This is a genomic window from Klebsiella sp. 141161 (assembly GCF_050600815.1).
GTDB lineage: Bacteria > Pseudomonadota > Gammaproteobacteria > Enterobacterales > Enterobacteriaceae > Klebsiella > Klebsiella aerogenes.
Map to the genome: position 1 here is coordinate 46,721 of NZ_JAQIRN010000003.1, position 25,872 is coordinate 72,592.

General features: G+C 55.6%; 23 protein-coding genes. 7 read left to right on the forward strand and 16 right to left on the reverse strand.

Annotated features, from left to right (window positions below; translation table 11 throughout):
• Positions 1-243 precede the first annotated feature (243 nt).
• The 4 genes from PGR79_RS08550 to PGR79_RS08565 form a co-directional block, all read right to left on the reverse strand.
• Positions 244-456, reverse strand: a complete 213-nt coding sequence (locus PGR79_RS08550; protein WP_087859121.1) for a DUF1471 domain-containing protein — start codon at positions 454-456, stop codon at positions 244-246.
• Between the two features lie 157 nt (positions 457-613).
• Positions 614-1,030 (reverse strand): SRPBCC family protein, encoded by a 417-nt coding sequence (locus PGR79_RS08555; RefSeq protein WP_430921457.1) that lies wholly within the window; start codon positions 1,028-1,030, stop codon positions 614-616.
• Between the two features lie 32 nt (positions 1,031-1,062).
• Entirely contained in the window at positions 1,063-1,860 is a 798-nt protein-coding gene (locus tag PGR79_RS08560; protein ID WP_045391099.1) for an SDR family NAD(P)-dependent oxidoreductase, read from the reverse strand.
• A 44-nt stretch (positions 1,861-1,904) separates the two neighbouring features.
• Positions 1,905-2,915: an aldo/keto reductase gene (locus PGR79_RS08565; protein ID WP_430921459.1), complete on the reverse strand. Its 1,011-nt coding sequence runs from the start codon at positions 2,913-2,915 to the stop codon at positions 1,905-1,907.
• A gap of 149 nt (positions 2,916-3,064) precedes the next feature.
• On the opposite strand from PGR79_RS08565, the gene PGR79_RS08570 reads away from it, so the two are divergent.
• Positions 3,065-3,958, forward strand: coding sequence for a LysR substrate-binding domain-containing protein (locus PGR79_RS08570; protein WP_015368059.1), 894 nt, complete (start codon positions 3,065-3,067; stop codon positions 3,956-3,958).
• 108 nt (positions 3,959-4,066) lie between these two features.
• On the forward strand, positions 4,067-4,435 hold the full coding sequence (locus tag PGR79_RS08575; RefSeq protein WP_228302482.1) for a hypothetical protein: 369 nt from the start codon (positions 4,067-4,069) through the stop codon (positions 4,433-4,435).
• 1 nt (position 4,436) lies between these two features.
• On the opposite strand, the gene csiR is transcribed toward PGR79_RS08575, so the two are convergent.
• From csiR to ampR, 12 genes are all read right to left on the reverse strand, one after another.
• Positions 4,437-5,129, reverse strand: coding sequence for a DNA-binding transcriptional regulator CsiR (gene csiR / locus PGR79_RS08580; RefSeq protein ID WP_087859126.1), 693 nt, complete (start codon positions 5,127-5,129; stop codon positions 4,437-4,439).
• Positions 5,130-5,174: 45 nt separating this feature from the next.
• Complete coding sequence (gene gabP, locus PGR79_RS08585; RefSeq protein WP_015704496.1) at positions 5,175-6,575, reverse strand: GABA permease; 1,401 nt, start codon at positions 6,573-6,575, stop codon at positions 5,175-5,177.
• 113 nt (positions 6,576-6,688) lie between these two features.
• Entirely contained in the window at positions 6,689-7,972 is a 1,284-nt protein-coding gene (gene gabT, locus PGR79_RS08590) for a 4-aminobutyrate--2-oxoglutarate transaminase (protein ID WP_430921461.1), read from the reverse strand.
• 14 nt (positions 7,973-7,986) lie between these two features.
• Positions 7,987-9,435 (reverse strand): NADP-dependent succinate-semialdehyde dehydrogenase, encoded by a 1,449-nt coding sequence (gene gabD, locus PGR79_RS08595; protein WP_113374944.1) that lies wholly within the window; start codon positions 9,433-9,435, stop codon positions 7,987-7,989.
• A gap of 22 nt (positions 9,436-9,457) precedes the next feature.
• Positions 9,458-10,726, reverse strand: a complete 1,269-nt coding sequence (lhgO, locus tag PGR79_RS08600) for an L-2-hydroxyglutarate oxidase (RefSeq protein WP_015704497.1) — start codon at positions 10,724-10,726, stop codon at positions 9,458-9,460.
• A gap of 27 nt (positions 10,727-10,753) precedes the next feature.
• Positions 10,754-11,731 carry a glutarate dioxygenase GlaH gene (gene glaH / locus PGR79_RS08605; protein ID WP_213794293.1) on the reverse strand — a complete coding sequence of 326 codons (978 nt, stop codon included), beginning with the start codon at positions 11,729-11,731 and terminating at the stop codon, positions 10,754-10,756.
• A gap of 261 nt (positions 11,732-11,992) precedes the next feature.
• Entirely contained in the window at positions 11,993-12,697 is a 705-nt protein-coding gene (locus PGR79_RS08610) for an EAL domain-containing protein (protein ID WP_045391073.1), read from the reverse strand.
• Between the two features lie 9 nt (positions 12,698-12,706).
• Positions 12,707-13,747 carry a fimbrial protein gene (locus tag PGR79_RS08615; protein WP_113374947.1) on the reverse strand — a complete coding sequence of 347 codons (1,041 nt, stop codon included), beginning with the start codon at positions 13,745-13,747 and terminating at the stop codon, positions 12,707-12,709.
• Positions 13,748-13,766: 19 nt separating this feature from the next.
• Positions 13,767-16,292, reverse strand: a complete 2,526-nt coding sequence (locus tag PGR79_RS08620; protein ID WP_087859130.1) for a fimbria/pilus outer membrane usher protein — start codon at positions 16,290-16,292, stop codon at positions 13,767-13,769.
• 90 nt (positions 16,293-16,382) lie between these two features.
• A complete protein-coding gene (locus PGR79_RS08625) occupies positions 16,383-17,066 on the reverse strand; it encodes a fimbrial biogenesis chaperone (protein ID WP_045391067.1) in 684 nt (227 codons plus the stop codon).
• A gap of 69 nt (positions 17,067-17,135) precedes the next feature.
• Positions 17,136-17,663 (reverse strand): fimbrial protein, encoded by a 528-nt coding sequence (locus PGR79_RS08630; protein WP_087859131.1) that lies wholly within the window; start codon positions 17,661-17,663, stop codon positions 17,136-17,138.
• A 445-nt stretch (positions 17,664-18,108) separates the two neighbouring features.
• Complete coding sequence (ampR, locus tag PGR79_RS08635; RefSeq protein ID WP_430921463.1) at positions 18,109-18,999, reverse strand: LysR family transcriptional regulator AmpR; 891 nt, start codon at positions 18,997-18,999, stop codon at positions 18,109-18,111.
• A gap of 142 nt (positions 19,000-19,141) precedes the next feature.
• Between ampR and ampC the strand changes: the two genes are divergently transcribed.
• From ampC to PGR79_RS08660, 5 genes are all read left to right on the forward strand, one after another.
• Complete coding sequence (gene ampC / locus PGR79_RS08640) at positions 19,142-20,287, forward strand: CMY2-MIR-ACT-EC family cephalosporin-hydrolyzing class C beta-lactamase (RefSeq protein WP_430921465.1); 1,146 nt, start codon at positions 19,142-19,144, stop codon at positions 20,285-20,287.
• A gap of 686 nt (positions 20,288-20,973) precedes the next feature.
• Entirely contained in the window at positions 20,974-21,600 is a 627-nt protein-coding gene (locus PGR79_RS08645) for a helix-turn-helix domain-containing protein (RefSeq protein WP_430921467.1), read from the forward strand.
• A gap of 352 nt (positions 21,601-21,952) precedes the next feature.
• Positions 21,953-22,654, forward strand: a complete 702-nt coding sequence (tssL, locus tag PGR79_RS08650) for a type VI secretion system protein TssL, short form (RefSeq protein WP_430921470.1) — start codon at positions 21,953-21,955, stop codon at positions 22,652-22,654.
• Positions 22,655-22,681: 27 nt separating this feature from the next.
• On the forward strand, positions 22,682-25,066 hold the full coding sequence (locus tag PGR79_RS08655) for a type VI secretion system Vgr family protein (protein ID WP_430921472.1): 2,385 nt from the start codon (positions 22,682-22,684) through the stop codon (positions 25,064-25,066).
• A 9-nt stretch (positions 25,067-25,075) separates the two neighbouring features.
• Positions 25,076-25,852, forward strand: a complete 777-nt coding sequence (locus PGR79_RS08660; RefSeq protein ID WP_316425244.1) for a DUF4123 domain-containing protein — start codon at positions 25,076-25,078, stop codon at positions 25,850-25,852.
• Positions 25,853-25,872: the final 20 nt, after the last annotated feature.

Consider the following 25,872-nt stretch of genomic DNA (forward strand, 5'->3'; position numbering starts at 1 on the left):
TAGTGTCGACAAATCTCAGTTTAAAAATAAAACTGTTTTTTAATGTTCTTTATGCGAGTTATTTAAGCGGGAAAGAGGGGGATTAATACCGAAGTATTAATTGTTGTTGAGCGTAAACGTAGAGTGGAATTCAGGGTGAAGGACTAATTGCAGGTGAAACAACCGGAGTCTGGAGAGTGAGAATTCTTAGCCCCCGGCCAACTCAAGATGCTGAGTTGCCGGGGCTCTGAAGAGTACCCGACTTTACTTGTACAGCTCGGCGCTCATCGTCACCTTATTCCCCATATGGGCGCTGGTGATTTTATAATCACTCGCATTCAGTTCTTTCGCTTTTTTTGCAATCACCGCTTCAGCGGAGTCAAGCGTATTACCGGTCGCAGTGACGCTATGCGCGGAAGCGGTAAAGGCAAAAAGTGAAAGTGCGGCTGCGGAAAAAATAGTCGATACGGTTTTCATGTTCATAATCCTGGTAAGTTGTTTCGTTAACGTCGCCCGTTGCAACGTGATGGCGTAAAGGATATGCCCCGCCCGTTGTCTGAAAAAGACGGCAACGGGCAATAGACTTTTCTTCTTTTGTTCATAAAAGGAATGGCCTGGCCATTCCTGGCAACAATCAGGCGCTAAAGTTATTTTTCAATGCCTGCAGGCCGTCGCGATAGATACCGCTGAACAGCGCTTCGGCATCCGCGTCGCTGACGTTAACCGGCGTGAAGCTGCCGGACCACTCGACGCGGGTGATATTGCTATCGGCAGTGGCCACTACCGCGATCGTGGAGAGGTAATCCACAACCGGGAACGGCGCCTGGATTATCGAGTAGCTATAGCTGCGCTGGCGGTTATCAAACGCCTCCAGACGTTCAATGACCGTGCCGCCATCGGAAGTGGTCAGCGTACGCACGCGTCCTCCTTCGCTCACTACGCTTTTCGGGATGAACGGCAGCCAGTCGGGCAGCGAGTCAAAGCCGCCCATCAGTTGCCAGACCTGGTCGACAGAAGCCGGGATTTCGATAGATACAGTAGTACTAGCCATTTTATTTCTCTCTTTATGTCAGATAATTAGAATTACATTGCCAGGGTGTCGACGACGCCGCCATCGACGCGTAGCGCAGCGCCGGTAGTGGCCGACGAAAGCGGCGAGGCGAGATACACCGCCAGGTTCGCCACTTCGTCGACGTCCGCCGCCCGCTGGATAATCGAGCTTGGGCGCGCGGTCTTCACAAATTCATCAGCCTGTTCACGCGGGCTGCGGCCAGACTGCGCGGCGGCCTCCGCCAGCATCTCCTGCAAACCTTCGGTGAAGGTGGGGCCGGGCAGAATGGCGTTAACGGTGACGCCGGTACCGGCCAGACGTTTCGCCAGCCCGTGGGAGACCGCGAGATTGGCGCTTTTGGTCACGCCGTAGTTGATCATGTCGGCAGGAATCGCGACGCCGGATTCCGAGGAGACGAAAATAATGCGTCCCCAGCCGTTGTCGATCATCCCCCGGGCGTAGTGGCGCGACAGCCGCACGCCGGAAAGCACGTTGACGTTATAAAAGTGCATCCACTCGCTATCCGGTACGCTAAAGAAATCTTTATCGTTAAAGATGCCGAGGTTGTTAACCACCACATCAGCATGCGGCTCGGCGGCGAGCAGCGCGCTGACGCCTTCTTCAGTGCTGAGGTCGGCGACCACCCCGCGCAGCTGCGCATCCGGGAGTTCGGCATTAATCGCCGCCATGGCGGTATCAACACCGCGCCGTTGACGGCCGACGATGACCACGGTCGCGCCCGCCTGAGCAAGGCCTTTAGCGATGCCAAGCCCGATGCCGGAAGTGGAGCCGCTCACCACGGCGACTTTATGAGTTAGATCCAGTTTCATGGTGTCTCTCTTGTTTTAAGAGGGGCCCTGTGGCCCCGCTAAAATTAACGAATCGGCAGCGGCGCGTTATCCGCCACCAGATTCTGGCTGCGCATCTCTTCCCAGAAAGCGGCTGGGATGGTTGATTTCAGCGCGGCCAGATCTTCCGCCATACGGCCCGGACGGCTGGAGCCTGGGATCACGGCGGCCACCGCCGGATGAGCCAGGGCAAACTGCAGCGCCGCGGCTTTCACATCCACCTGATGACGGGCGGCAATGGCCTTGATCTGCGCCACCTGCTGGTGGATCGCCGCAGAGGCTTTCTGGTATTCGAAGTGTTCACCGCCGGCGAGAACGCCCGAGCTGTAAGGGCCGCCGACAACGATATCGACATTCTGTTCCAGCGCTTCCGGCATCAGGCGCTGCAGGGCGCGTTTGTGGTCCAGCAGCGAGTAGCGGCCAGCCAGCAGGAACGCATCCGGCTTCGGTTCGTCGAGCGCTAAGGTCAATTCACAAGGTTCGACGCGGTTCACGCCCAGCCCCCATGCCTTAATTACGCCTTCTTCACGCAGGCGGGTCAGCGCGCGGAAGGCGCCGGTACGGGCGATGTTGAACTGCTCCAGCCAGCTGTCGCCGTAGAAATCCTGCGCCGGATCGTGGATCCATACGATGTCGAGATGGTCGGTTTTCAGCCGTTTTAAACTGTCTTCAATAGAACGCAGGGTGGCGTCGGCTGAGTAATCGTTGAGGATTTTGTTTTTCAGGCCGTATTCGAAAAGACCACCTTTCTCACCGAAATCACGCGTAGCCGGGTCTTCCATTTCATCAAGCATGATGCGGCCGACTTTGCTGCTCAGAACGAACTGGTCGCGAGGGTATTGCGAGAGCGCTTCGCCCATCCGGATTTCAGAAAGACCGGACCCATACAGTGGCGCGGTATCGAAGTAACGAACGCCCAGATCCCAGGCGGCGGCGACGGTGGCGTGCGCCTCGTCTTCCGGGATGTTGCGGAACATGTTACCCAGCGGCGCGCCGCCTAAACCAATGTTGCTTGGTAGAATATGTTTGATGCTCATCTAAGATGTCCTCGATATTGGGTTCCCGTCTGGGAAGGGTTCTGTGCGGGCGATTTGTGCTGTCGCCCTGTGACGGAGATCACAATACCTTGCGGTGTTATGACTTGATAGGACATAATTCGTCTGACTTAAGTCCTTTGAGGTCTCACATGATTGATTTACGCCAGTTGAAGTACTTTGTGGTGGTAGCGGAAGAGGAGCATGTTGGCCGTGCCGCCGAACGCTTACATATTTCACAGTCGCCGCTCAGCCGCCAGATAGCCCAGCTGGAGGAGCGCCTAGGGCTGATGCTGTTTGAACGTAACCAGCAGCGTATTCGCCTGACGGCGGACGGGCAGACGTTTCTGGCCGAAACGCGCTCGTTGCTGACCCACGCCAACCGTCTCGAATCATTAGGTAAACGACTGGGGCGCGGCGAAGATGGCGGGTTGTGTATCGGTTATATCGAAAACGCCATGCACTCCGGCGTGCTTTCTACCGCGCTGCGCACCCTACGAACGTCTCGCCCGGACGTGCATATCGCGCTGTATAGCCAGCCGCCAGCCACGCAGATTGAGGGCCTGCGCCAGCGCAGTCTGGACTTCTCGCTGGTGGACATGCCGCCTTCGGCGGGCGAACAGGATCTGGAGTATACCCAGGTGCTTGATGATCGGATGCTGCTGGCTTTGCCGCAGAATCATCCGCTGGCCGCTGCGGAAAACTTGCAGCCGGCGCAGCTGGCCGATCAGCAGTGGATCGCGGTTATCCATAACGACGATGCCCATTCGCGCGATGATTTTGTCGCCGCCTGCGTGCGTGCGGGCTTTAATCCGGATATTCGTCTGGAAGCCGGAGAGCCATTAACGGCCCTGGGGCTGGTGGCTGCGGGACTGGGCGTGGCGCTGATCCAGCACAGCCTGCGGCATAACGCCCCTGAGGGGGTCGTGCTGCGGGAAATTCCGTGGATGAGCTATTCGACCCAGCTGTGGGCGGTATGGCACAAAGCTAACCAGCGCCCGCTGGTGATGCACTTTCGCGAAGTGCTACGCGGCGAGAATAATTAGGAATATTCCTGGAATAGGACGTGGCGGCACGAAAATCCGCCGCGCTCCCTGTCTGCGCAGCCAATTCATGTTACCGTCAAATATTGACCCTAAAATTATAAGACCTTCATGAAATTTTTATTATCTATCAGTTTATTAAGCTGCTTCCTTTCTCCGGCTTTCGCCGGCACAGCGGTAAAATTATCCTGCTCTTTACGCAAAAACGTGACCATCTCGCGTTTCCATTACCAGCTATCGACCATGAAGTGGGGCGACCATTTCCAGGTCGCTTCCGGCATGCGTCAGGCGCAGACCAAAAATCATATTCCCTATCGGGTAACCAGCTTTCGTAACGGCGACGATCTGGTCTTTTTCCCGGACAGTCAGGAGTACTTTTTCTTCTACTCGGGAATGGCGACGCCGGACCGCTGCGTGGTGGAGGAACACTACGAGTATCCGGTCACGCAGCTGCCGTATTATAAAAAGCCCGCCGCCTGAATCAGGTCTGCTGCGTCTGCAGTTTGCCGGCCATCGCCTGTTGGATAATCGGGATGGGGGTAAGTAAGTGCTCGCGCATGAGCGCGCTGGCTCGCTCGGCGTCGCGCGCCAGGATGGCTTCCAGCAGCGTCTGGTGCTGGACATGTTTATCTTCCAGCATTTCTACCGACAGCACGGTGGTGCGTAGCCAGATGAAGCGGTAGCGCGCCGCCAGATCGAACAGCCGTTCGCGCATCTGCAGTAAATACTGCGAACCACAGCCGGCGACAATGGCGGTATGAAACGCCTGATGGCGCTGATCCCATTCATCGAGTAAGCGCTCACTTGCTTCGCTGGATTCCAGCTTATTAAGCAGATGCGCGCGGGCCAGCAGCTCGGCTTCCCACTCATCGCCGCCGCGCTCAATGGCGAGGCGCACCAGCATGGCTTCCATATTGGCGCGGGCATCGAAGATATCGAGGAGTTCCGCCTCGGACATCGAGGCGACACGATAGCCTTTTTGGTTGACCACCGTCACCAGCCGCTCGGCCACCAGCTGCGAGAGCGCTTCCCGCAGCGGCCCGACGCCAAGCTCATAGCGCGACGTCAGCAGGCTCATACGCAGTTTTTCATCAGGCTGATAAACGCCGCGGATGATGTCGTTCTTCAACCAGCGGTATCCATCAATGGCCGTCGCTTGAGGAATGGCGGTCATAGTCTTGCTCCTGAACACATTTCCCGGCTTGCGCCGGGAACAGGGTTAACGCGTATTTTGTAGCGGCAGTTTTTGCCACAATAACAGCTTTTTCCAGCGCGACATAATCGGCACCGTGCAGATGATAGCGATCGCCAGCGCGCCGGTGGAAATGACCTCCAGCTGCTGCGCCGGACGGAACAGCATCACCACCAGTACGAAGGTGATAAAGGCGATAACCAGCCAGGTGAGCCACGGATAGAGCCACATCTTAAGGCGAATTTCACCGCCTTTCGCCAGCAGGATTTTGCGCATCCGCAACTGAGATACGGCAATGACCAGATAGACCAGCAGGGCGATGGCGCCGGAGCTATCGATGAGGAATTTAAAGACTTTCGCCGGGGCATAGTAGTTCACCACCACCGTTAAGAAGGCCGCGCCGGTGGAGAGCAGCACCGCCACATACGGCGTTTTACTGCGGTTGGTTTTGCCCATTATAGCTGGCGCATCGCCGCGGCGGCTCAGGGAATAGAGCATTCGCGAAGCGGTATACAGCGCCGAGTTCAGGCAACTGGTCACCGACAGCAGGATCACGCCGTCCATAATCAGCTTGGCGTAGGGGATATGCAGTAACTCCAGTACCGAACGGTATGAACCGACGTTCTTCAGCCCCGGCATGTTCCACGGGATCAGCGAGACGACCACGAAAATGGAGCACAGATAGAAGATAGAGATGCGCCAGATAACGGAATTTGTGGCGCGAACAATATGTTTATCCGGCGTATCCGATTCGGCGGCGGCAATGGTGACTATCTCCGCGCCCATAAATGAGAACATGGTAATGAGCATCGCGCTGAGCACCGCGCCGAAGCCGTTAGGCATAAAGCCGCCGTGATCCCACAGGCGCGAAATCCCGCTCACTTCGGCATAGGGATAGAAGCCGGTGATGGCCACCGCGCCCAGCACGATAAAGGCCAGAATGGCGATAACCTTACAGATAGCCAGCCAGAACTCGAATTCGCCGTAGTTCTTGACGCTCAGCAGATTACTGCCGGTGAGGGCGAGGGTGATGACCAGCGAGAATAGCCATACCGGTACGCCGGGGATCCATGAGTTGAGAATAATGGCGGCGATATTGGCTTCCAGGGGGATAACCAGGACCCAAAACCACCAGTACAGCCAGCCGATGGTATAACCCGCCCAGCGGCCGATCGCTTTGTCGGCGTAGGTCGAAAAGGAGCCCGTATCCGGGGTGGCGACGGCCATTTCGGCCAGCATACGCATAATCATCACCACCAATAGCCCGGCGAACAGGTAGGAGAGCAGCACCGCCGGGCCCGCTTCGGCAATGGCGACGCTGGAACCGACAAACAAACTTGCGCCGATAACGCCGGCAATAGATAACATGGTGACGTGGCGTGATTTCAGCCCGCCCCCTAAATCATGTGATTGCGACAGTTGCCCCATCATTAACCCCTTTTATTGTTTTTTGGCGCCGTTTGCCGGATGGCGGTTGCGCCCAATCCGGCCGACAGGCAACCGGACGGGGCGCGTGAGCGTCGCCATCCGGTGCAGGAGTGTTAGCCTTGTTTAGCTTCGTTAAAACAGTCGGCGATAATCTTCAGTCCCTGCGCGATCTGCGCATCTTCGATAGTCAGCGGCACCAGAATACGCAGCACGTTGTAGTACGGCCCGCAGGAGAGCAGGATCAGGCCTTTATCCCGCGCGCGGGCGACGATATCCGCCGTTAGTTTGGCGTTGGGTTTGCTGTGATCGCCCTCTTCAAAGAGTTCAATGGCGATCATCGCCCCCAGGCCGCGGACGTCGCCGATTTCGCGATGCGTTTCGGCGATATTGAGCAGGCCTTTACGCAGCTTGTCGCCGAGCTGATTGGCTTTTTCCAACAGGTTTTCCTGTTCGAAAACCTTGAGTACCGCCAGCGCGGCGGCGCAGGCAATCGGGTTGCCGGCATAGGTGCCGCCCAATCCGCCCGGTGCGATGGCGTCCATGACTTCCGCCCGTCCGGTGACGCCCGCCAGCGGGAAACCGCCGGCGATGGATTTGGCAAAGGTGGTGATATCCGGCGTCACGCCCATCTGCTCCATCGCGAACAGCGTGCCGGTACGGCCCGCGCCGCTCTGGACTTCATCGGCGATCAGCATGATGCCGTGCTCATCACACAGCGCGCGCAGGCGCTGCATAAAGGCCGGGGAGGCGGCGTAGAAACCGCCTTCGCCCTGGACGGGTTCAATGACGATAGCGGCGATATCTTCCGGCGCGGCGTCATTTTTGAAGATGCGATGGATGCTGGCGATCGCGTCATCATCGCTGATGCCGTGCAGCGCGCACGGATAGAGCGCGCGATAGACGTGGCCCGGCATTAGCCCCATGCCCGCGGAGTAAGGGTTCACTTTACCGGTTAACGACAGCGTGTAATGGGTGCGGCCATGATAGGCGCCGGTAAAGGCGATAGTGCCGCTACGCCCGGTCGCCGCGCGGGCGATTTTGACCGCGTTTTCCACCGCTTCCGAACCGGTGGTCACCAGCAGGGTTTTCTTGGCGAAATCGCCGGGCACTTTCTGGTTCATCATTTCGCACAGCTGCAGGTAGGGCTCGTAGGCCAGGACCTGGAAGCAGGTGTGGGTCAGCTTCTTCAACTGGCCTTCCACCGCGGCGATCACCTCAGGGTGCAGGTGGCCGGTGTTCAGCACCGCAATACCGCCGGCGAAATCGAGATATTCACGGCCTTCAACGTCCCATACCCGGCAGTTCTCCGCACGGTCGGCAAAGATAGGGTGAATTTGTCCGACGCCGCGCGGCACCGCGTCGCTACGGCGCTGCATTAACGCTTTATTGCTGGTCATGTCCTGCTCTCCTGTTAAAGGCCGATACACATATATTTGATTTCTAAATAATCTTCGATGCCGTACTTCGAACCTTCACGGCCCAGACCGGAGGCTTTAATGCCGCCGAACGGCGCGACTTCGTTGGAGATAATGCCGGTATTGATGCCAACGATGCCGTACTCCAGCGCTTCGCCGACGCGGAAGACGCGGCTCAGGTCGCGGGCGTAGAAATAGGCGGCGAGGCCGAATTCGGTATCGTTGGCCTGGGCAATCACATCGGCTTCATCTTTAAAGCGGAACAGCGGCGCCAGCGGGCCGAAGGTCTCTTCTTTCGCCACTTTGGCGCTGCTCGGGACGTTGACCAGAATGGTGGGCTGGAAGAAGTTGCCGCCCAGCGCGTGTGGTTTGCCGCCGGTGACGATGCGCGCGCCTTTCGCAAGGGCGTCGGCAATATGTTCTTCGACCTTAGCTACCGCTTTATCATCGATCAGCGGGCCGGTGGTGACGCCGTCCTGCAGGCCGTCGCCGATATGCAGTTTTTCCACCGCCTGCTGCAGTTTTTCAGCGAAACGGTCATAGACGCCGTCCTGCACATACAGTCGGTTGGCGCAGACGCAGGTCTGCCCGGCGTTGCGGAACTTCGACGCCAGCGCCCCTTCGACGGCTTTATCGAGGTCGGCGTCGTCAAAGACGATAAACGGCGCGTTGCCGCCGAGTTCTAACGACACTTTTTTGATGTCTTTCGCACACTGCTCCATCAGCTGGCGGCCAATTTCGGTCGAGCCGGTGAAGGAGAGCTTGCGTACCAGCGGGTTGCTGGTCAGTTCGTTGCCGACGGCCCCGGCGGAACCGGTGACCACGTTAAATACCCCGGCGGGAATACCGGCGCGATTCGCCAGTTCGGCCAGCGCCAGCGCGGAAAACGGCGTCTGGCTCGCCGGTTTCAGGACCATGGTACAGCCGGCGGCCAGCGCCGGGCCCGCTTTACGGGTGATCATCGCCGCCGGGAAGTTCCACGGGGTGATGGCGGCGGTAACGCCGATGGGCTGCTTGATGACAATCAGGCGCTTGTCGGCCTGATGACCGGGAATGGTATCGCCGTAAATGCGCTTACCTTCTTCGGCGAACCACTCAATAAAGGAGGCGGCGTAGCTGATTTCGCCTTTGGCTTCCGCCAGCGGTTTCCCCTGTTCGAGGGTCATCAGGCGGGCGAGATCGTCCTGGTTCTCCATCATCAGATCGAACCAGCGGCGCAGAAGCGTGGCGCGCTCTTTGGCGGTCAGGGCACGCCAGGCTGGCAGGGCGCGGTTGGCGGCTTCAATCGCTTCGCGGGTTTCGTCGGCGCCCATTTTCGGCACGCTACCCAGCTGCTGGCCGTTGGCGGGGTTGGTCACCGCAATCACGTCGCCGTTTTGCGCATCGCGCCACTGGCCATCAATTAGCGCCTGCTGGCGAAACAGAGTTGCATCTTTAAGTTGCATAATCGCTTCCTGTCTTAAGGGGTTAACGAGTAAAAGCGGCGTGTAGTGTCTCCACGCTACGTGCCGCACGCAGCGTGCGTCCGGGATTGCTCTGGCTTGCCAGCAGGGTTTGCACCTTGCTGACGATGTGCGCGCCGATCGGGATAGCCGACGTGGCCGCCGGCGACGGCGCGTTACAGGTGTGGATGGAACGCGCGGTAGTGACAAAGAGGAAATCGTCGATCAGCTTGCCCTGCGGCGATACCGCCTGTGCCCGCACGCCGGCAGGCCACGGGCGCAAATCGCTTAATGTCAGGCTGGGGCAGTATTTCTGCACCAGCCGCAGATAGCCGCTTCTGCACAGCGAATTCTTCATTTCGCCAAGCCCGGAGCGCAGGTTGTTTTGCAGTACCCGGCGAATGCCGGGCGAGGTCAGGATCTCAAGGGTATCGGTCAGCGAGATATCGCGCTTGCGATAGCCTTCGCGCTTCAGCGCCAGCACCGCGTTAGGGCCGACGGTAACGCTACCGTCGATCATACGGGTCAGGTGGACGCCGAGGAACGGCATCGCCGGATCGGGGATCGGATAGATCAGATGATTGACGATCTGGTTGTGCTGCGGCGCCAGTTGGAAATATTCGCCGCGGAACGGGCAGATGATAAAGCCGGGATCGACGCCGATCATTTTCACCAGCCGATCGGCCATCAGCCCGGAGCAGGTAATCAGCGTCGATGCCTCATATTCGCCGCCCTGGCGGGTGTGGACTACCACGCCGCTGGCGTGCTCTTTCAGGGCGCTGACTTCGGCGTCGTAGACGATCGTTCCACCTTTGGATTCGAAGATCTTCGCCATTGCCGCCGCTACTTCACGATAGCTGACAATGCCGCTCGAAGGAACGAAGATCCCGCCCAGTCCGCTGATGTTCGGCTCGCGTTCGCGCAGCTCGCTCGCGCTCAGCCATTCGCGTTGCAGCCCGTTAGCGGCTGTGCGATCCCACAGCGCGCGCATCCGCTCCATCTCCAGCGGCGAGGTGGCAACCAGCATCTTGCCGCAGACGTCGTAGCGAATTGCATTCTGCTCGCAAAAGGCTTTGGTGGCGCGGTTGCCGGCGAGGCAAAACTGCGCCTTAAGGCTGCCGGGGGTATAGTAAACCCCAGCGTGGATTACTCCGCTGTTGTGGCCAGTCTGATGGCAGGCCGGACCGGACTCTTTTTCCAGCAGGGCAATGCGGGCGTCCGGGTAAATCTCAATTAACTGCATGGCGGTCGACATGCCGATAATGCCGCCGCCGATAATCACGAAATCATACATCCGCTCAATTCCTTCGCCTAAGAACCCTTATTGATGAGTCTGGTAATGATTCGTGGAATACGCAAAGTAGCCGCGCTGGCGCATCAGTTCGCGACGCAGATCCGGATGCGGCGTAAAGCGGTCGCGACCGTGCAGCCAGAAAAGATTGTTTATCAACAGGAATTTACCCACCGGCACCGGTACGGAAAGAATGTTTTTACTGGTTTCCAGCGCGTCGGAAAGGCGGCTCAGCCAGGTGCCTTCTTCGAAATCTTTCGGCTGCACAAACTGGTCGATATAGCGCATTACCGGGCGACCCTGCTGGTCGACGTCGAAAACCGGATGGAAGACGTCTTTGCTGACGTTTTTGCTCGGCGGCGCGGCCCAGCGCATTGGACGGCGGGCCAGCGGATCGCGGAAGAATTCGTCGAGATGTTCCCAGTCATCGAGATGCAGCAGCAGTGAATTGCCGCCCTGCATATTCTGTTCATCGATCTTCATCATCAGCACGTAGTCGGTAATTTCTTCGACATAGGTACCGTCATTGTGCAGTTCCATCACGCGGTGCGGCTGGCGCAGGTAGCTATCTGAGTTATCGACGTTTTTCACCACGAAGCGGGCGTAATACTGGCCGCTCATGGCATCAAAGTTGGAACGGCCGATCAAATGCGCCACGGCGGTAGCCAGTTTGACCATTTCATCGGCCTGAGAGACGTTGTCAATGCCGATACCGTTGATCAGCAGAGCGCCCTCCGCGCGATTGAGCAGTGTGTTGATCAGCAGCGGCTGCAGCTGGTTGCCGCACAGATCGTCGAGGATCTTGCCGACCTGAAAGCGCAAAAAGGATTTGTATTCCAGCGCCTGCACTGGCCACTGCGCGACTTGTTGCAAAAATTGTGCGGTCGTTTCGGCGGTGAACGTTAGCTCCAGCAGACGCGGCGATTGCGCGGACGGAGCGAAGGAAAAACCGGTGTAGCTGCGGGCCAAATCATCAGCATGAGGTTTTACGGCGGTCAGTGCATTCATCAGAATCATTCCTCGGGTAGAGTCAGAGAGTCGGGGTGATGCTCATTTCGTAGCCATAAATTAAAAATATCTACATTTTTGAAAAATGCGTATGAAATAGCCATATTGTTTAATTTTTGTGATCGCCAGCAACAATAAGTTAACAATATGAAAGGCGAGGACAGACGAGGTGGGAAAAGAAAAATGCCTGAAAATTAATAAGTTGAAGATAGGACGGACAGCCCGGATAGCGGGGGAGTGGATATCCGGGGAAAAGCGGGGTTATTTTTCGACGCTGGCCACTAAGGCTTCAATGGTTTGTTCCCGCCAGAGGAGCCCCTGCAGGGCAAACCACGGCATGTTTTCCAGCCACTGAAGATGAGCTTCGGTTTCAATACCTTCGACGATCACCTGATACTGATTCGCCTGAAAATAGTGCAGGAGTGAGTCCATCAACTGCTGGCCGTTTTTCTTTTCCAGCAGGCTCCATAACAGGTTCTTGTCGGTCTTGATAAAACGAAAGGGTTGCGCCGTCAGGGCGGCGAACCCGGCGTAACCGGCGCCAAAATCATCCAGCCAGAAGGAGTATTTGTCCGTCAGGGCGTCGATGGTCGGGGTGCGTTTCACCAGCGTGTTGGAAAATTCATTAACCTCAAAATGCAGGCAGCCGATGGTTTTCACGCACTCGGCGATAAAATCATCATGCAGCATATGCAGCGTCGACTCGTCGACGTTGAGGGTAACCATGACTTCGTTGTGGCGGAACCACTGCTGATGCTGCCTGACCAGCTCAATCTGTTCGAGCAGGATGCGGGCGCGCAGTGATTCCGATGCCTCACTGAAAAACCGTTCTATTTCTTGCGGACTAGCAGGCTCGTGATGAGCAAACCGGGTCAAACATTCAACCGCAATCATTTTGCCTTCGCGGTTGAACATCGGCTGAAATACATAGCGTAACCCGGTCGGTTCGGTGTTGGTCAGCGGCATTTTGCTTCACTATTTAAAGGTAACGTCGATATTGGCCGTCGCATTAAAGGTGCCGATTTTTGGCTTAACGCTTAGCCATTTCAGGCTGGCCAGGAAGTTGCTTTCTACCACGCTGCCGTTAATCATGCCCAACTGCGTCGGGGTATTCATGGAAAGCCAGGTTGTCGGCGCATCGGCGCGCGAGAGCAGGATGCCAAAACCGCTATCGTTAGATGGCAGAATGGTATTGGTGTCCTGGGTCGGCTGCTGGGTGCTGAAGCTGGCCATTAAGGTCTGCCCCTGGCAATCCTGGCCAGCGCCGGTCAGGTCGGCACGGACGCTGAACGGAACCTGTTTCTCAATGGCGCCGACGACGGCATTGCGCGCCGGGATGCTGCCAAAGTTTACCGTTGAACCATTGTTCGCCGAGACGGTGATTTTCGGGTTGCAGGCGATAAAGCGGATGTTGCCAAGCCCGGTGACCCACGCGCGGAAGTTACTATTCGGGCGGCTGTTGAGGCCGCCAACGCCGTCAACCTGGAAGATAGCGTAGCGGTTGGTGTCGTTAATCACGCCGTTTGACGGCGGCGGATTGCCGGTGGCTTTAATATAAACCGAGTAGGTCACCGTGACGGTCTGCGGGGTTGCCGGAGACTGGCATGCACCGCCGGGACGGTTGCGGCGACAGAGTGTACCGGGACCGATATCCGTTTTCTGACCTTTTACCGGTTTAATATCGGTGCTGAGATAGGTGACGCCGACTTCCAGCGAGTTGTGGATATTCTGCATCCGGGTTTCCGGATCCCAGTACAGATACGCATTTTCGCCGTTGGGCATATGATCCGTATCGGTACAGGTGAAGGTGGAGGTAAACGTCGGCGAACGCCACAGCAGGGCGCCCGGCTTCAGGTTAGCGGTCGAAACGTTAATCTGATCGGTGAGCGCGATGGTCTGCGATACTTCGGTACCGTTCTTCTTACAGCTCAGCGCGAAGCTGCTAGTGGAGAACAGCGCGCTTGAGAGTACCAGCAGCGTCAGCCCGGTGCGGGATAAGAGGTTAAACTTCGACATAACTAATTGTCCTTTCATGTTATTTACAGGTCAGGGAGACGACCTGATAACCACCGGGTTGATCGGCTTGAATAGCAGGTAACTCTGGCACCGTCAGGCTGCAGGAGGCGTCGGCATCGTCGCCCCATTTCATCTGCAGACGGTCGCCGCTCTGAACGCCGGAAACGTACGCTTCACCGCGGGTACCGACTACGCCGACATGTTCGCCGTTCTGACCGAAGATATTGGCGCCAATCACCGGCACGCTGCCGTCCGCCAGTTTGGCGTGGATAAGCAGGCTCTGGCCGAGATGCGTTTCAAAGGTCACGCGGCCGATGGCGCGCTCGGTCGGCACGATATCTTTCGCCGCCAGCGGAATTTCCAGGCCGTTGCCGATATCCGAAGTACGCAGCGCGACGCGGTTGTGGCGATACGGCATCGCAGAAGTGAGCACCGCGTAGCCGAAGCGGTCAATCGCTACTCCAGGCTGGTTTTCCAGGCGCACGCCCTGCGCCCCTTTCGCTTTCACCACCACGAAGGTGTTCTGCAGCGGCTGCGACAGGGTGACGCCGCCAGAGTGCGCGACCACGCCGCCGGAGACGTTCAGCGAAGTCTGCTGATAGTTGTTGTTGTAGCTGTAGCCCAGATCGACGTTACCCATGCTGCCCAGATAACCCAGGTTGACCAGGCTGGTATCGCCGCCGTGCTGGGTGTGACCGCTCTGCACGAAGTAATTCATGCGGTTGTCATCAAGCAGCGTACCGCTCATCCCGGCGCTGTAGCCGCTACCGCTCTGCTTGCTGTTAGAGGCGTTAAAGTTAACCGTGCTTTCGTGGTCCGGGCCAAAGATGTTGATTGGTACCGAGACGTTCAGGTTAACGCTGTTGTCGCTATAGCCGTAGTTACTGCGGCTGTTCTGGTAAAACACGCCGACGCTGACGCGATTCCAGGTGGTGTTAAAACCGGTCTGGATGGTGCGGTCGTAAGCGGAAGTGTTCCAGTAGTTCTGACGAATAAAGGTCGCGTACAACGAAGCGCCGGCGATGTGCTGGTTGACCGTCATCTCGACGCGCTGGCGTTTGTTGTTGTACTGCTGCGAGTCGTAGTAACGACGGCGCTGGTTTTGCGTCGCCCAATCCGGTGCGCCGGTTTTATCGTCGCTCTGATCGTAATACTGGGTGTGGTAGAAACCGTTCTGCCAGTTGTTACGTTCAGCTACCGCATCGGAGAAGTCATAGAAGCCCGAAGTCGAATAACGGTAGCCGGCGATCTGTACGTCGGTACCGAGAGTGTTGAGCGATTTGGAATAGAGGAAGCGTACGCTGGCGCCGCGCTTGTTCTCGCCGGAAGCCAGATCGGTATCAGACCATGAGGCGTCAACGGAGGCCGCTCCGTACTCGCCCATGTTTTTACCCAACCCGACCACGCCGGAGCGATAGTGCTCGGCCATGATAATCCCGCCATATGGCGTATAGTCGGAGCCGGCGCCATGCGCGACGGTGCCCTGGATAAATTGCGGCTGATAATTATTGGTGCCGTCGTGGTATTTACCCGCGGTCACCTGATACTCCCAGATCCCGTCGCGCAGCATATTCGGCACGGAGGAGTAAGGCAGGGTGAAGCTATGGCGTGAGCCATCCGCCTCGATAACCGTTACGGCTAAGTCGCCGCTGAGGGTGCTTGGCGAAATATCGGTCAGCGCGAACGGTCCCGGCGGCACCACGGTGCTGTATACGGTATAGCCGTTCTGGCGCACTTCGACGCGGGCGTTGGTGTTGGCGACGCCGCGTACGACCGGCGCGTAGCCGCGACGGCTGTCCGGCAGCATTTCCGGAACGCTGGAAATCTGCGCGCCGCGGAACTGGAAGCTGTCGAACACGTTATTATTGGTGTTGCTTTGGCCAATCTGAATACGGCTGCGCCACGAGGCGATATCGGTTTCCGCCCAGGTGGAAATCGGGTTCCACTGCTCTTTTTGCCCGGTCTGTTTTGACAGGGAGGAGGTATTGCGAAAACGCCACGCGCCGACGTTAAGGCCGTTATTGAGGCTCAGGAAGTAGTAGTCGCTGTCCTGTTTGCCGCTGCCGCTGGAAAAACGGGAGTGGCTGCCGCTGAAAGCGTAGTTAACGAAACCGGCGTTAATACCGTCGTCATAGACCAGCGGCGAAATCTCGCCCTGTGGTCGCGCTTCGAGTTCAGTTTGCGGTACGGAGATGTTCAGCTCCTGCAGCGCGGCGTTCCAGCTCACGCTACTGCCTGGAATATTTTTTACCAGATCGTAGCAGGCGCTGCTGCCGGCGGTATCTGGCACCAGAACGCCGTATGAACGGTAGCTGTCGGCATCTAAACAGAAATAGCCCGGGGTGTTAGGCGTATCTTTTTTAAATTCTATTTCCCGGTGATCGACGCGATTTTTATTCAGGTAAATATCGAAGGCATATTTACCTGGTAAAATATCGTCGCCGGTAGAGAGGTTTTGCACCAGCGAGGCGTTATTCGCCCCGCGGATGAAAGAGGTATTGAATTGCTCTTCGGCATTGACAAATGGTGTCGCCAGTAATGACATTGTCGAGGCGTAAACAGCAAAGCGAACGTGCTGCGCCAGACATCCAGGGATCGTCCTTATTTTATTATGGCTAGCCATTGTATTGCTCTCTTACTGAATGCGGATATCTTTAATTTCCGTATGTCCGCCAAAATCATTGATAAAAGTGAATGACATCTGATCCGCTGCCGCCGCGCCGGCTGGCAATTTGATGTTCAGAGAGTCCATGGGGTTAACCATGTCAGCATTCACTTTCCAGGTCTTCGCGCCGCTCTTCAGCGTCAGTACGCCGAAAGTCACGTGCAGCGGACCTTTGTTAGTCACGACCAGCTCGTTACCCTGCTTGCGCCAGGTCAGGGCCTGGGCTTCCTTTTGCAAAGTGGTCTTCAGCGTGGTAGGGCGGTAGAACAGCTTCACGCGGGTGCGGATCGCAATCTGCAGTACGTTTTCTTGTTTCGCCGAAGGCGGAATTTCCTGCACGTTAATCCAGTACACGGATTCGCGGTCGGTCGGTAATCCGCTGCCGGAATAAACAAAGCGCAAAATAGCGTCTTTATTGCCCGCCAGTTTTAAAATCGGCGGAATAGCCTGCATCGGTAAATTGGTTGGCGTTGCGGTGGCGTCACCGGTATCAAGCCAGGTCTGAACCATCCATGTTTCATCGGTATCATTATGAATGGATAACGCCGCAGATTTTTCCCCGCCGTTATAAATAACCCGAGTCTGATCGACCTGAATACCCGCAAAAGTATCCAGCGAGACAAATAACAATAAAGCGGTTAATAACTTTTTCATTTCACGTTCCAAATAATGTTACCAGCCATCCATGGCCAAAACGTCTACCCTAAAACGGGATTATCCGTATTATTTGTATTCGATGGTGAAGGTGGCGTTTGCGTTAGCAGAACCAGCAGTCACATCCTTCAGGAAGGATTTGTAACGAGCTTTCAGGTTGAATACCGCAGTGCCGCTGTTGTCGTCAGACGCTGCAACGTTAACCCACGGGGAGTTGTCGTCTGCGCTCTGGTTGATTGGGACGATTTTTTCGTCGTTGGTCAGGATTTCGATACCTACGCCGCCAGCGTTATCAACGGACAGCAGGTTCGGGTTACCGGCAACGGTCGCACCGTCGAAGCGCAGGGAGTAATCACCGGCTTCACATTTTTCCAGGTTGATGGTGAACGCTTTAGAAGCGGTAACATCGCCAACAGCGTTGAACGCGGTAGTCGGGTATTTACCGATGAAAACGTCTTTGTTCTGGTCGGTAGAAGTCACAGTACAGGTTGACTGGATGATTTCACCGGTGAAGTTGACCTTGCCGTTAACTGCGTAAGCACTGGTGGCGGACGCGGACAGGATCAGTGCTACAACAGGCAGTAATTTCTTATTCATTTTAACTCCATGTACTTAAGGGGATAACCATAGTGGTAATCAAACACGGCAAGCGAATACCGTGCAGATGGGTATCCAGATAACCTATGTTGGCGTGTTGATCGCGATGAAATATACAGCAACAGTTTTCGCGTTTTGATTGCTTCGGTGACTTAATTACAGAAAATTAATAGACATAAACGATGCACTTGATCGGACTTATCTGATAACGGCAACGATAATAATTTTATGGTCAGCGGGTGGCTGGAGAGAGTTTTGCGGGGAAAGGAAATTAATTAACTTATTGTTTTTGGTTGGTTTTATTGTTTTTGTTTCTCAGGAGGTAAACGTTTATGCGCTGTGCCGGGCAAATTAAAAACGCTGATTTATCCATCGCTATGCATAATGTGTAAGCGTTATTTCCAAATGTTTCCTGTTACCTTCGGGAACGCCTACTGATGGCGGATTACTCCGCCGAATTAACCCCTTTTAAGGCCTCCGCCAGCCAGCGGGAAAAATGCAACATTGCCGGCGTTTCCGGACGCGATTGCAAACGCGTCAGCCAGTAGTTGCCGAGATCGATCTGAATCTTAAACGGCTGCACAATGCGTTTTTCTTCCAGCAGATGGCTGAACATTTTTACCGGGGCGATAGCCACGCCTAAGCCTGCCTGCGCCGCCTCCAGCATGGTCACGGATGAGTCGAAGACAATGACCCGATGAGTTGGCGAAGGCGGCAATTCTCCCGCTGCCTGCATCCACGCCGACCATTCGTCGCGGCGATAAGAGCGGAGAAGCGTGAACTGCAAAATATCCTTAGGTGTATTTAGCCGGGCAGCTAATGACGGGGCGCACAGCGCGGAGAGCGGGGCGGCGCACAGATACTGCGCGGCGGTATCATGCCAGGCGCCGCCGCCAAAACGAATCACATAATCCAGCCCCTCGGCGGCGGGATCGACGCGATTGTTATGGGTGGAGATCTGCAAATCGATATGCGGGCACTCGCGCCAGAAGGCTGGCAGCAGCGGGAACAGCACGCCCGTGGCGAAAGTGCCGACTACGCCGATCTTGAGCTTCTCCTGCGCCTGGTGACCGGTAAAACGGTCGAGCATCCCGGCAATCCTTTCAAACGACTCATTGAGTACCGGTAACAGGCCTTCTCCTTCGGTGGTGAGCTTGAGGCCGCGCGACACGCGAACGAACAGCTGACAGTTAAGATGTTCCTCCAGCGTCTTCACATGCTGGCTGATGGCGGAGTGGGTGACGTTAAGCTCAATCGCCGCGCGGGTAAAACTGAGATGCCGGGCGGCCGCTTCAAAGGCCCGTAGTGAATTGAGAGGAAGATAGCTGCGCGTCATAACATTATCCGTTAGAAAAACTAAAGCCTGCTGCTAAATTTAACAGTTTGTCAGCGCAGTGCAAAACACCGACACTGAGCGCGTCTGAAGGGCCCGGACGAGAGTGGATATTGAGCGAGAACCGATAATGGAAAAATACTTCATGATGAAAAAACCCCTTACAGGCGTACTGCTGCTGGGCGCCTCATTTTCGACGTTTGCCGCGCCGCAAACGGCGGAGCAGCTGCGCGAACTGGTCAATCAGACCATCACGCCGTTAATGAAAGAACAGGCGATACCGGGTATGGCGGTGGCGGTGATCTATCACGGCAAACCCTATTATTTCACCTGGGGCCAGGCCGATGTTGCCGGGCAGCGTCCGGTGACGCGACAGACGTTGTTTGAGCTGGGCTCTGTTAGTAAGACTTTCACCGGCGTGCTGGGTGGCGATGCGGTGGCGCGCGGCGAAATTAAGCTCAGCGATCCGGCGCAGAAGTACTGGCCGCAGCTCACCGGCAAGCAGTGGCAGGGGATTTCGCTGCTGCATCTCGCCACCTATACCGCAGGCGGTCTGCCGCTGCAGGTTCCGGACGAGGTGACGGATGAAGCGGCATTACTGCGTTACTATCAGAACTGGCAGCCGCAGTGGGCGCCGGGGAGTATGCGGCTGTACGCCAATGCCAGCATTGGCCTGTTTGGCGCGCTGGCGGTGAAACCTTCCGGTATGAGCTTTGAACAGGCGATGACTCAGCGCGTATTGCAGCCGTTAACACTGAGCCACACCTGGATTAACGTACCGCCCGCCCAGAGCAAAGATTACGCCTGGGGTTATCGCGACGGTAAAGCGGTACATGTTTCGCCGGGGCAACTGGACGCTGAGGCTTACGGCGTGAAGTCGAGCATTGAGGATATGGCGCACTGGGTGCTGGCGAATATGAACCACGAGGCGGTGCAGGATAAAAATCTGCGGCAGGGGATCCAGCTGGCGCAGTCGCGCTACTGGCGGGCTGGGGAGATGTATCAGGGGCTCGGCTGGGAGATGCTGAACTGGCCGGTGTCGGCCGAGGTGCTGATTAACGGCAGCGATAATAAGGTAGCGCTTGCCGCGACGCCGGTAACGGCAGTCAATCCGCCCGCGCCGCCGGTGAAAGCCTCCTGGGTACATAAAACCGGCTCCACCGGCGGATTCGGCAGCTACGTGGCCTTTATCCCGCAGAAGGATCTCGGTATCGTGATGCTGGCGAATAAAAGCTACCCCAACCCGGAGCGGGTGAAGGCGGCGTATCATATTCTTGAGGCGCTGCAGTAAGGACGGTGGCGCTGCGCTTAGTGGGGCCAAGGTGGCGCTAACTGGTAGATACTGTTATCGGTTTGCAACCTTTTAGCTTGAGAAAAGCGTTTATCTAGTTTCGCTCCAGAGTATCTTGCGCTCCCGGTTAATTTTTCTGCAACATGTTTTCCGTGGCGCAGGGAGCGCACAGGGGGCGGCCAGTCGCCGCCGCCCCCTGTACCCCCGGGCTCTGGCCGCCAAAATCGCCACTTCGTGGTTCCTTCGACTTATCCCTACAGGCTTCGGGTCGGGCCGAGGCAGCGTCCCTGCAAATCACGGCCCTCAGCCCGCATCCATGCGGGCTGTCCCGGCCTTCCGGTAACGTCTCAGCGATTTTGAGGCCACCAACACCGGCAGTTTCAGTCAGCATGGTGAATAAATTAAAGGCAGGCCGCGCGGACCGTAGGCCGGATAAGGCGCAGCCGCCATCCGGCGTACAGGCGGCTCCCTACCTGTGCCCATGCCCGGCGGCGCTGCTTGCGCGGGCCTACAGATTCAGTGCAATGGGTGGGCCCAGTGCCATAGGTAGCCCGGATAAGGCGCAGCGCGCCGCTATCCGGGAGAGGGCCCGCTTCATCATTGGCAAATTGCTCAATGCCGTTACTTGCGAATAGACGCAATCTGCTGAAAACTATCAGCGAGATGGTGAACCACAGGGAACGGCAATGGCTGGACGTATCGACTACCAGATTGAAAAATTTCAGTTCATCGAGCGCAACGAATCCCCGCGTATTACCCGCCAGTGGGCGGAAGTCATTGCTGAATGTCAGCAGGAAAAGGCAAACAGTGAAACGCGTTTGCGTACTGCGTTGCTGAATGTCGACTACGCCACCAGCTTCGAACTGCCGTTTCGTTTATTACTTATCCGCGCCCCGCAGCTGGTGGATCGCTTACGCCATGCGCTGTCGCTGAATCAGAAGAATGTGGTGATTAATGGTAAGAAGCGGGGCTGCGTTTACAGCCTGAAAGCCGATCTCAGCGCCGTTCCGGATGAGTTTCGTTATCGCTTTGTGAGCCGGATTATTCGCAGCGGGCCAGGGGCGGTCTCCGCCGCGTCCTATCAGCAGCTGGCAAAAGAGATAAAGGCGCCGCGCGAGCGGTTACGTTTGGCGCTGGAAAGCGGCTTGCAGGTCAATGCGCTGGATGGGCTGTTCTGGTTTGGCATCCAGCGAATCGCTGCGGATATTTCGGCGCTGCGTTCTGCGGGGATGGCGATTACGACTGCGGAAGTGGAGGTGGCGGATAGTCTGACCAGAACGACGCGAATGATTGCGGCGTATCGGGTGGAGTGATCGTTATTTTAGTCATTAGGTTAAACTCGTTTGCTAACAGATTATTTTGAGCGAGTTTTGCGTTTGACTTTTTATTAGGTTTTCTAAAATAGCCATATGGAATAGTTAGATGTTATATATAATTCTGATGAATTTGTTTAACTTTTAAATAAATTAAAGGGTTGATAATTTAATGCCCTGGTGAAATATTTTGTGTTCTTCTTTGATTTGCTGATATTCCTCGTGCAACAAGCTTTTAGAGTATAAGTTCGTTGTTTGGTTACATTTGGTAACATCCATTTTATTGCCCGCCTGATTTTGCGCCAATACCATCGCTAAACATAAGTTCCTCATTAATTATAGGCAGGGTGTCATGGCTTCTCTGGGAAAAAGAGAGAGCGGCAATCAAACAAAATCTATTACGACATCCTTTATTGATGAAATATTTCAGGATACATGGTTGCTCGCGTTGGCAATTCGTAATGTGCCTGCCGTTGTCGTTGATCAGACGCTTTATAAAACGTGCGAGAATATGATTGAGCAGGTTCAGAAAGCGTTGTTTGCAGCTGGTGCATCTGAGGGGCTTGCAAGTGAAATTAAGTTTGCTCACTGTGTTTTTCTGGATGAAGCGGTAATGACGCAGCCGGATATCGATGTTTCTCTTTGGTGGAAGAATACACCCCTTCAGGGGCGCTATCTTGGAAACTTAAATGGCGGTGAGTTCTTCTACGAACATATCAAGAACCTGCTGCACGAAGCCGTTCCCTCAGAAGCTGTTGTGGCCTGTTATCACCGAATGCTTTTGCTGGGCTATCAGGGGAAGTTTATCAGGGAAGGTGGAGAAGAAAATGAAGAACGACAATCTATGTTTAAGCAGCTGAGCGCGCTTTTGCCTGCAACAAAAGAAAAAATGAATTCTCCTGTCTTTATACGTAACTTTCGCCCGGATATTCATTTCTGGCGACGTTTCCCCTGGTTGATGAGAGGACTGGGCTTACTGCTTATTGTTGCCATTACCTGTGCAATGAGCGCCCATCTGCATTATTTGCTCGGACAATGGTTCACGCTGAGCTAATAACAATTGACCAGGGAGACGCAGGTCATGAATAAGAATAAATATATCCTCAAAGGAAACAAAATTCCGGTGTATAACCACTACCAGTTGAACATACCGGAGTTAAGCAAGCGACGCCCCGACATTCAACTGTCTGTCCTTCGCTTTAGCGGCGACGAAGCGTTAAATACCCCGTGGCGTTATTCCATTGAACTGACCTGTGAAGCCCCTGATATTCCTGCAGATGTGTTAATTAACACGACCGCAGAACTCCTTTTTTATCCTGATGGTAAACCATGGGAAGCGGTCGAACCCCGCGTCATGCGTGGTGTTATTACCGCTTTTCAGCAATGTGAACGAACTGCTGATATCACTCGTTATGTGGTTGTGCTGGAAGCCAGCCTGGCGTTATTACGTAATAGCCTGATATATGCGGTGTATCAACATAAAAGCGTCATTGGTGTCGTTGAAGATATCCTGAAGCGTTGGGGATATTCCAGCCTCGACTATCGCTATGCGCTGAAAACCCAGTATCCGGTGCGCGAATTCTATATCTCGTATGCAGAAAGCGATTTATCCTTTATTGAGCGTCATCTGGCGCATGTTGGCGTATTTTATTATTTCGTCTGGGATGAAGAGAATCATCGGGATGTGCTGGTTCTCGGAGACTACACGCATTCTTTCGCCGAAGAGAAGAATATGGCCTACCGTCATCCATCAGGGCTTTTCGATGGCGGTCTTGAATCCCTGTGGGAGATGACAATCAACCGCCGCTCGGTTGCCGGGCAGACGCGAGTGAACGATGAATATTATCGCGAAGCCCAAAGCGATCTGCAGGCGCATCTGGAAACCGATCTGGATATGCCTGCGCTCATTGGCGAAGAATACCGCTACGGCGAGAATTACAAAGAGCAGGGCAGGCAGGCAGCAGAACAGCCGGAGCAAGGCCGCTGGTTTGTTAAGCGTCGTCGTGAACGTCTGGTAACAGAACAGGTTGTCTTTGAAGGCAAATCAAACGGCATGACGATCCGTCCTGGGATGATTCTTCATCCACAGGGTAAAAGTTGGGAGGAAGCGCCGGACGGGCTATTAGTGGTATCGACCTCGTCACAGCGCGTCTCCCGCGATACCGCCTACATCATCAGCTTTACTGCCGTGCCCCATCGTCTGCACCTCTCATATCGTCCACCTTTGCTGGGCAGGCCGCACATTGCCGGTACGCTGCTCGCCAGAGTCACCAGTCCGGTTGAAAACGCGCAGTATGCTGAACTGGATGAAACCGGGCGCTACCGGGTGCGTTTCCAGTTCGATCTCAATACTACCTGGCGGTCTGGTTTTGAAAGCCTTCCGGTACGCCTTGCCAGGCCGTATGCGGGGAACGTTTACGGCTGGCATTTCCCGCTGATTGCCGGCACGGAGGTGATGATTGCCTTCACTAACGGCGATCCTGACAGGCCGTACATCCTCTGCGCTATGCATGATTCCCGACATGAAGATCACGTCAACCTCTATAACTATCAGCGTAACGTGTTAAGGACTCCTGCGAACAACAAACTGCGATTTGAGGATCGGCGCGGGGCTGAGCACGTTAAAATTTCGACAGAATATGGCGGCAAGAGCCAATTGACGCTCGGTCATATTGTTGACAGTTCGCGTAACAAACGCGGTGAGGGTTTTGAACTGCGAACCGACAGCACAGGAACTCTCCGGGCGGGTAAAGGGCTTTTCCTGACCGCAGATGCGCAGGCCACGGCAAGCGGACAGGTGCTGGAAATGTCTGCGGCAATCTGCCTGGTCAAAGGTGCGGTCAACCAGATGGCCGAGTGGCGTACCATCACCCAGTCGCATCACAACCTTCAGCCTGATACCACGCATCTGAAAAGCTATCTTGCCGCCGCCGATCAACTGAAATCTCCGGCCATGCTGCTGAGCGCCCCGCAAGGGATTGGGGTAGTTAGCCGGGAATCCGTTCTGATAAACAGCGCTCAGACGCTGCACCTGCAAAGCCAGGGGGAAGTCAATATTGCCAGCGGAGAGCGTATTTCCCTGAACGCCAGCCAGACCATTTCACTGCTCGCGCAGCAGGAAGGGCTGCGCATGGTGTCTGGCAAGGGGCCGCTGACCATCGAATCTCATGGCGATTTAATGGCGCTAACGGCCATGAAGGATGTCACCGTGCAGTCCACGCAGGGCGAGCTTCATTTCGCGGCGAAGAACGGCATTGTGCTGGGCTGCGGCGGTGGGTCGATTCGCATCTCCCCGCAGGGCTGTATCGAGATCCATACGCCGGGGACACTGAGCCTTAAAGGTCAGCACATCTGGGATGCGCCGGTGAGTGTCGGTACCCAACTGCCGGAACTCCCTAAGTCGGTATGTAAGGACTGCCTGAAGAAAGCGCAGGAAGAAGCCGTCGCATTTGCGCCGCGAGGATAAGGACATCTGATGACAACAACACCACTGATAACACCCAAAAAGCATATGCTTTGGATGCAGCAGGGTGAGTCTCTCTGTTCTGCTACCGGGCAGGACTATATTGATATTCTGATCGATCAGGCTGGAACCAACCAGCCGCTGCAAAATGCGCTACGCCAGTTATCTCCCGATCTGCGCTGGTTTGAGTTGTTCGAAGGAACCCCGGAGGGGGGAATGCTGGAATATTCGCCGGTCGTTATGCGGCTGTGTTTTGCGCTAACGAGCCACCGGATGTGGCTGGAGCAGTTACTGGAATACTTCTCTGGTACTCCGCGCCTGACGTTGCTGATATCTCCTCTGGCCTTTGATTTGCTCTGCCGCCATTTGCAGGCATTGTCGCAGGTACAGTGGGAAGAGCAGACCGGCTTACTGCGTTATTACGATAACCGCGTGTTCCCATCCTTACTTACTCACGTTCTTAACGCAGAACAACAGGCTGCATTTACGGATATCGCGCTGTTCTGGGGCTGGAGAGACCGAGACGGCGAGATCGTCTGGAAAACGGGAACATTTTCTCCTGCACGCGAACTGGCAAATAACCCTCAATTGGGGCGAGTTGGCGATGATCAGATAGATCTGATGGGCTGTATTAGTGATGCAGAAGCTTTATTGGCGAGGCGGTTATCTTCGCAAGGCGGGAAAGAGGAGCATTTTTCGTACTGCCTTTCCGTAGCTTTAAAGGCAAGCCAGCAAGGATATTTAGGTGATTTGGCATCCGATGCAGAATTAGAGGTGATAAATATATGAAGCGTTTATTACGCAGGTAC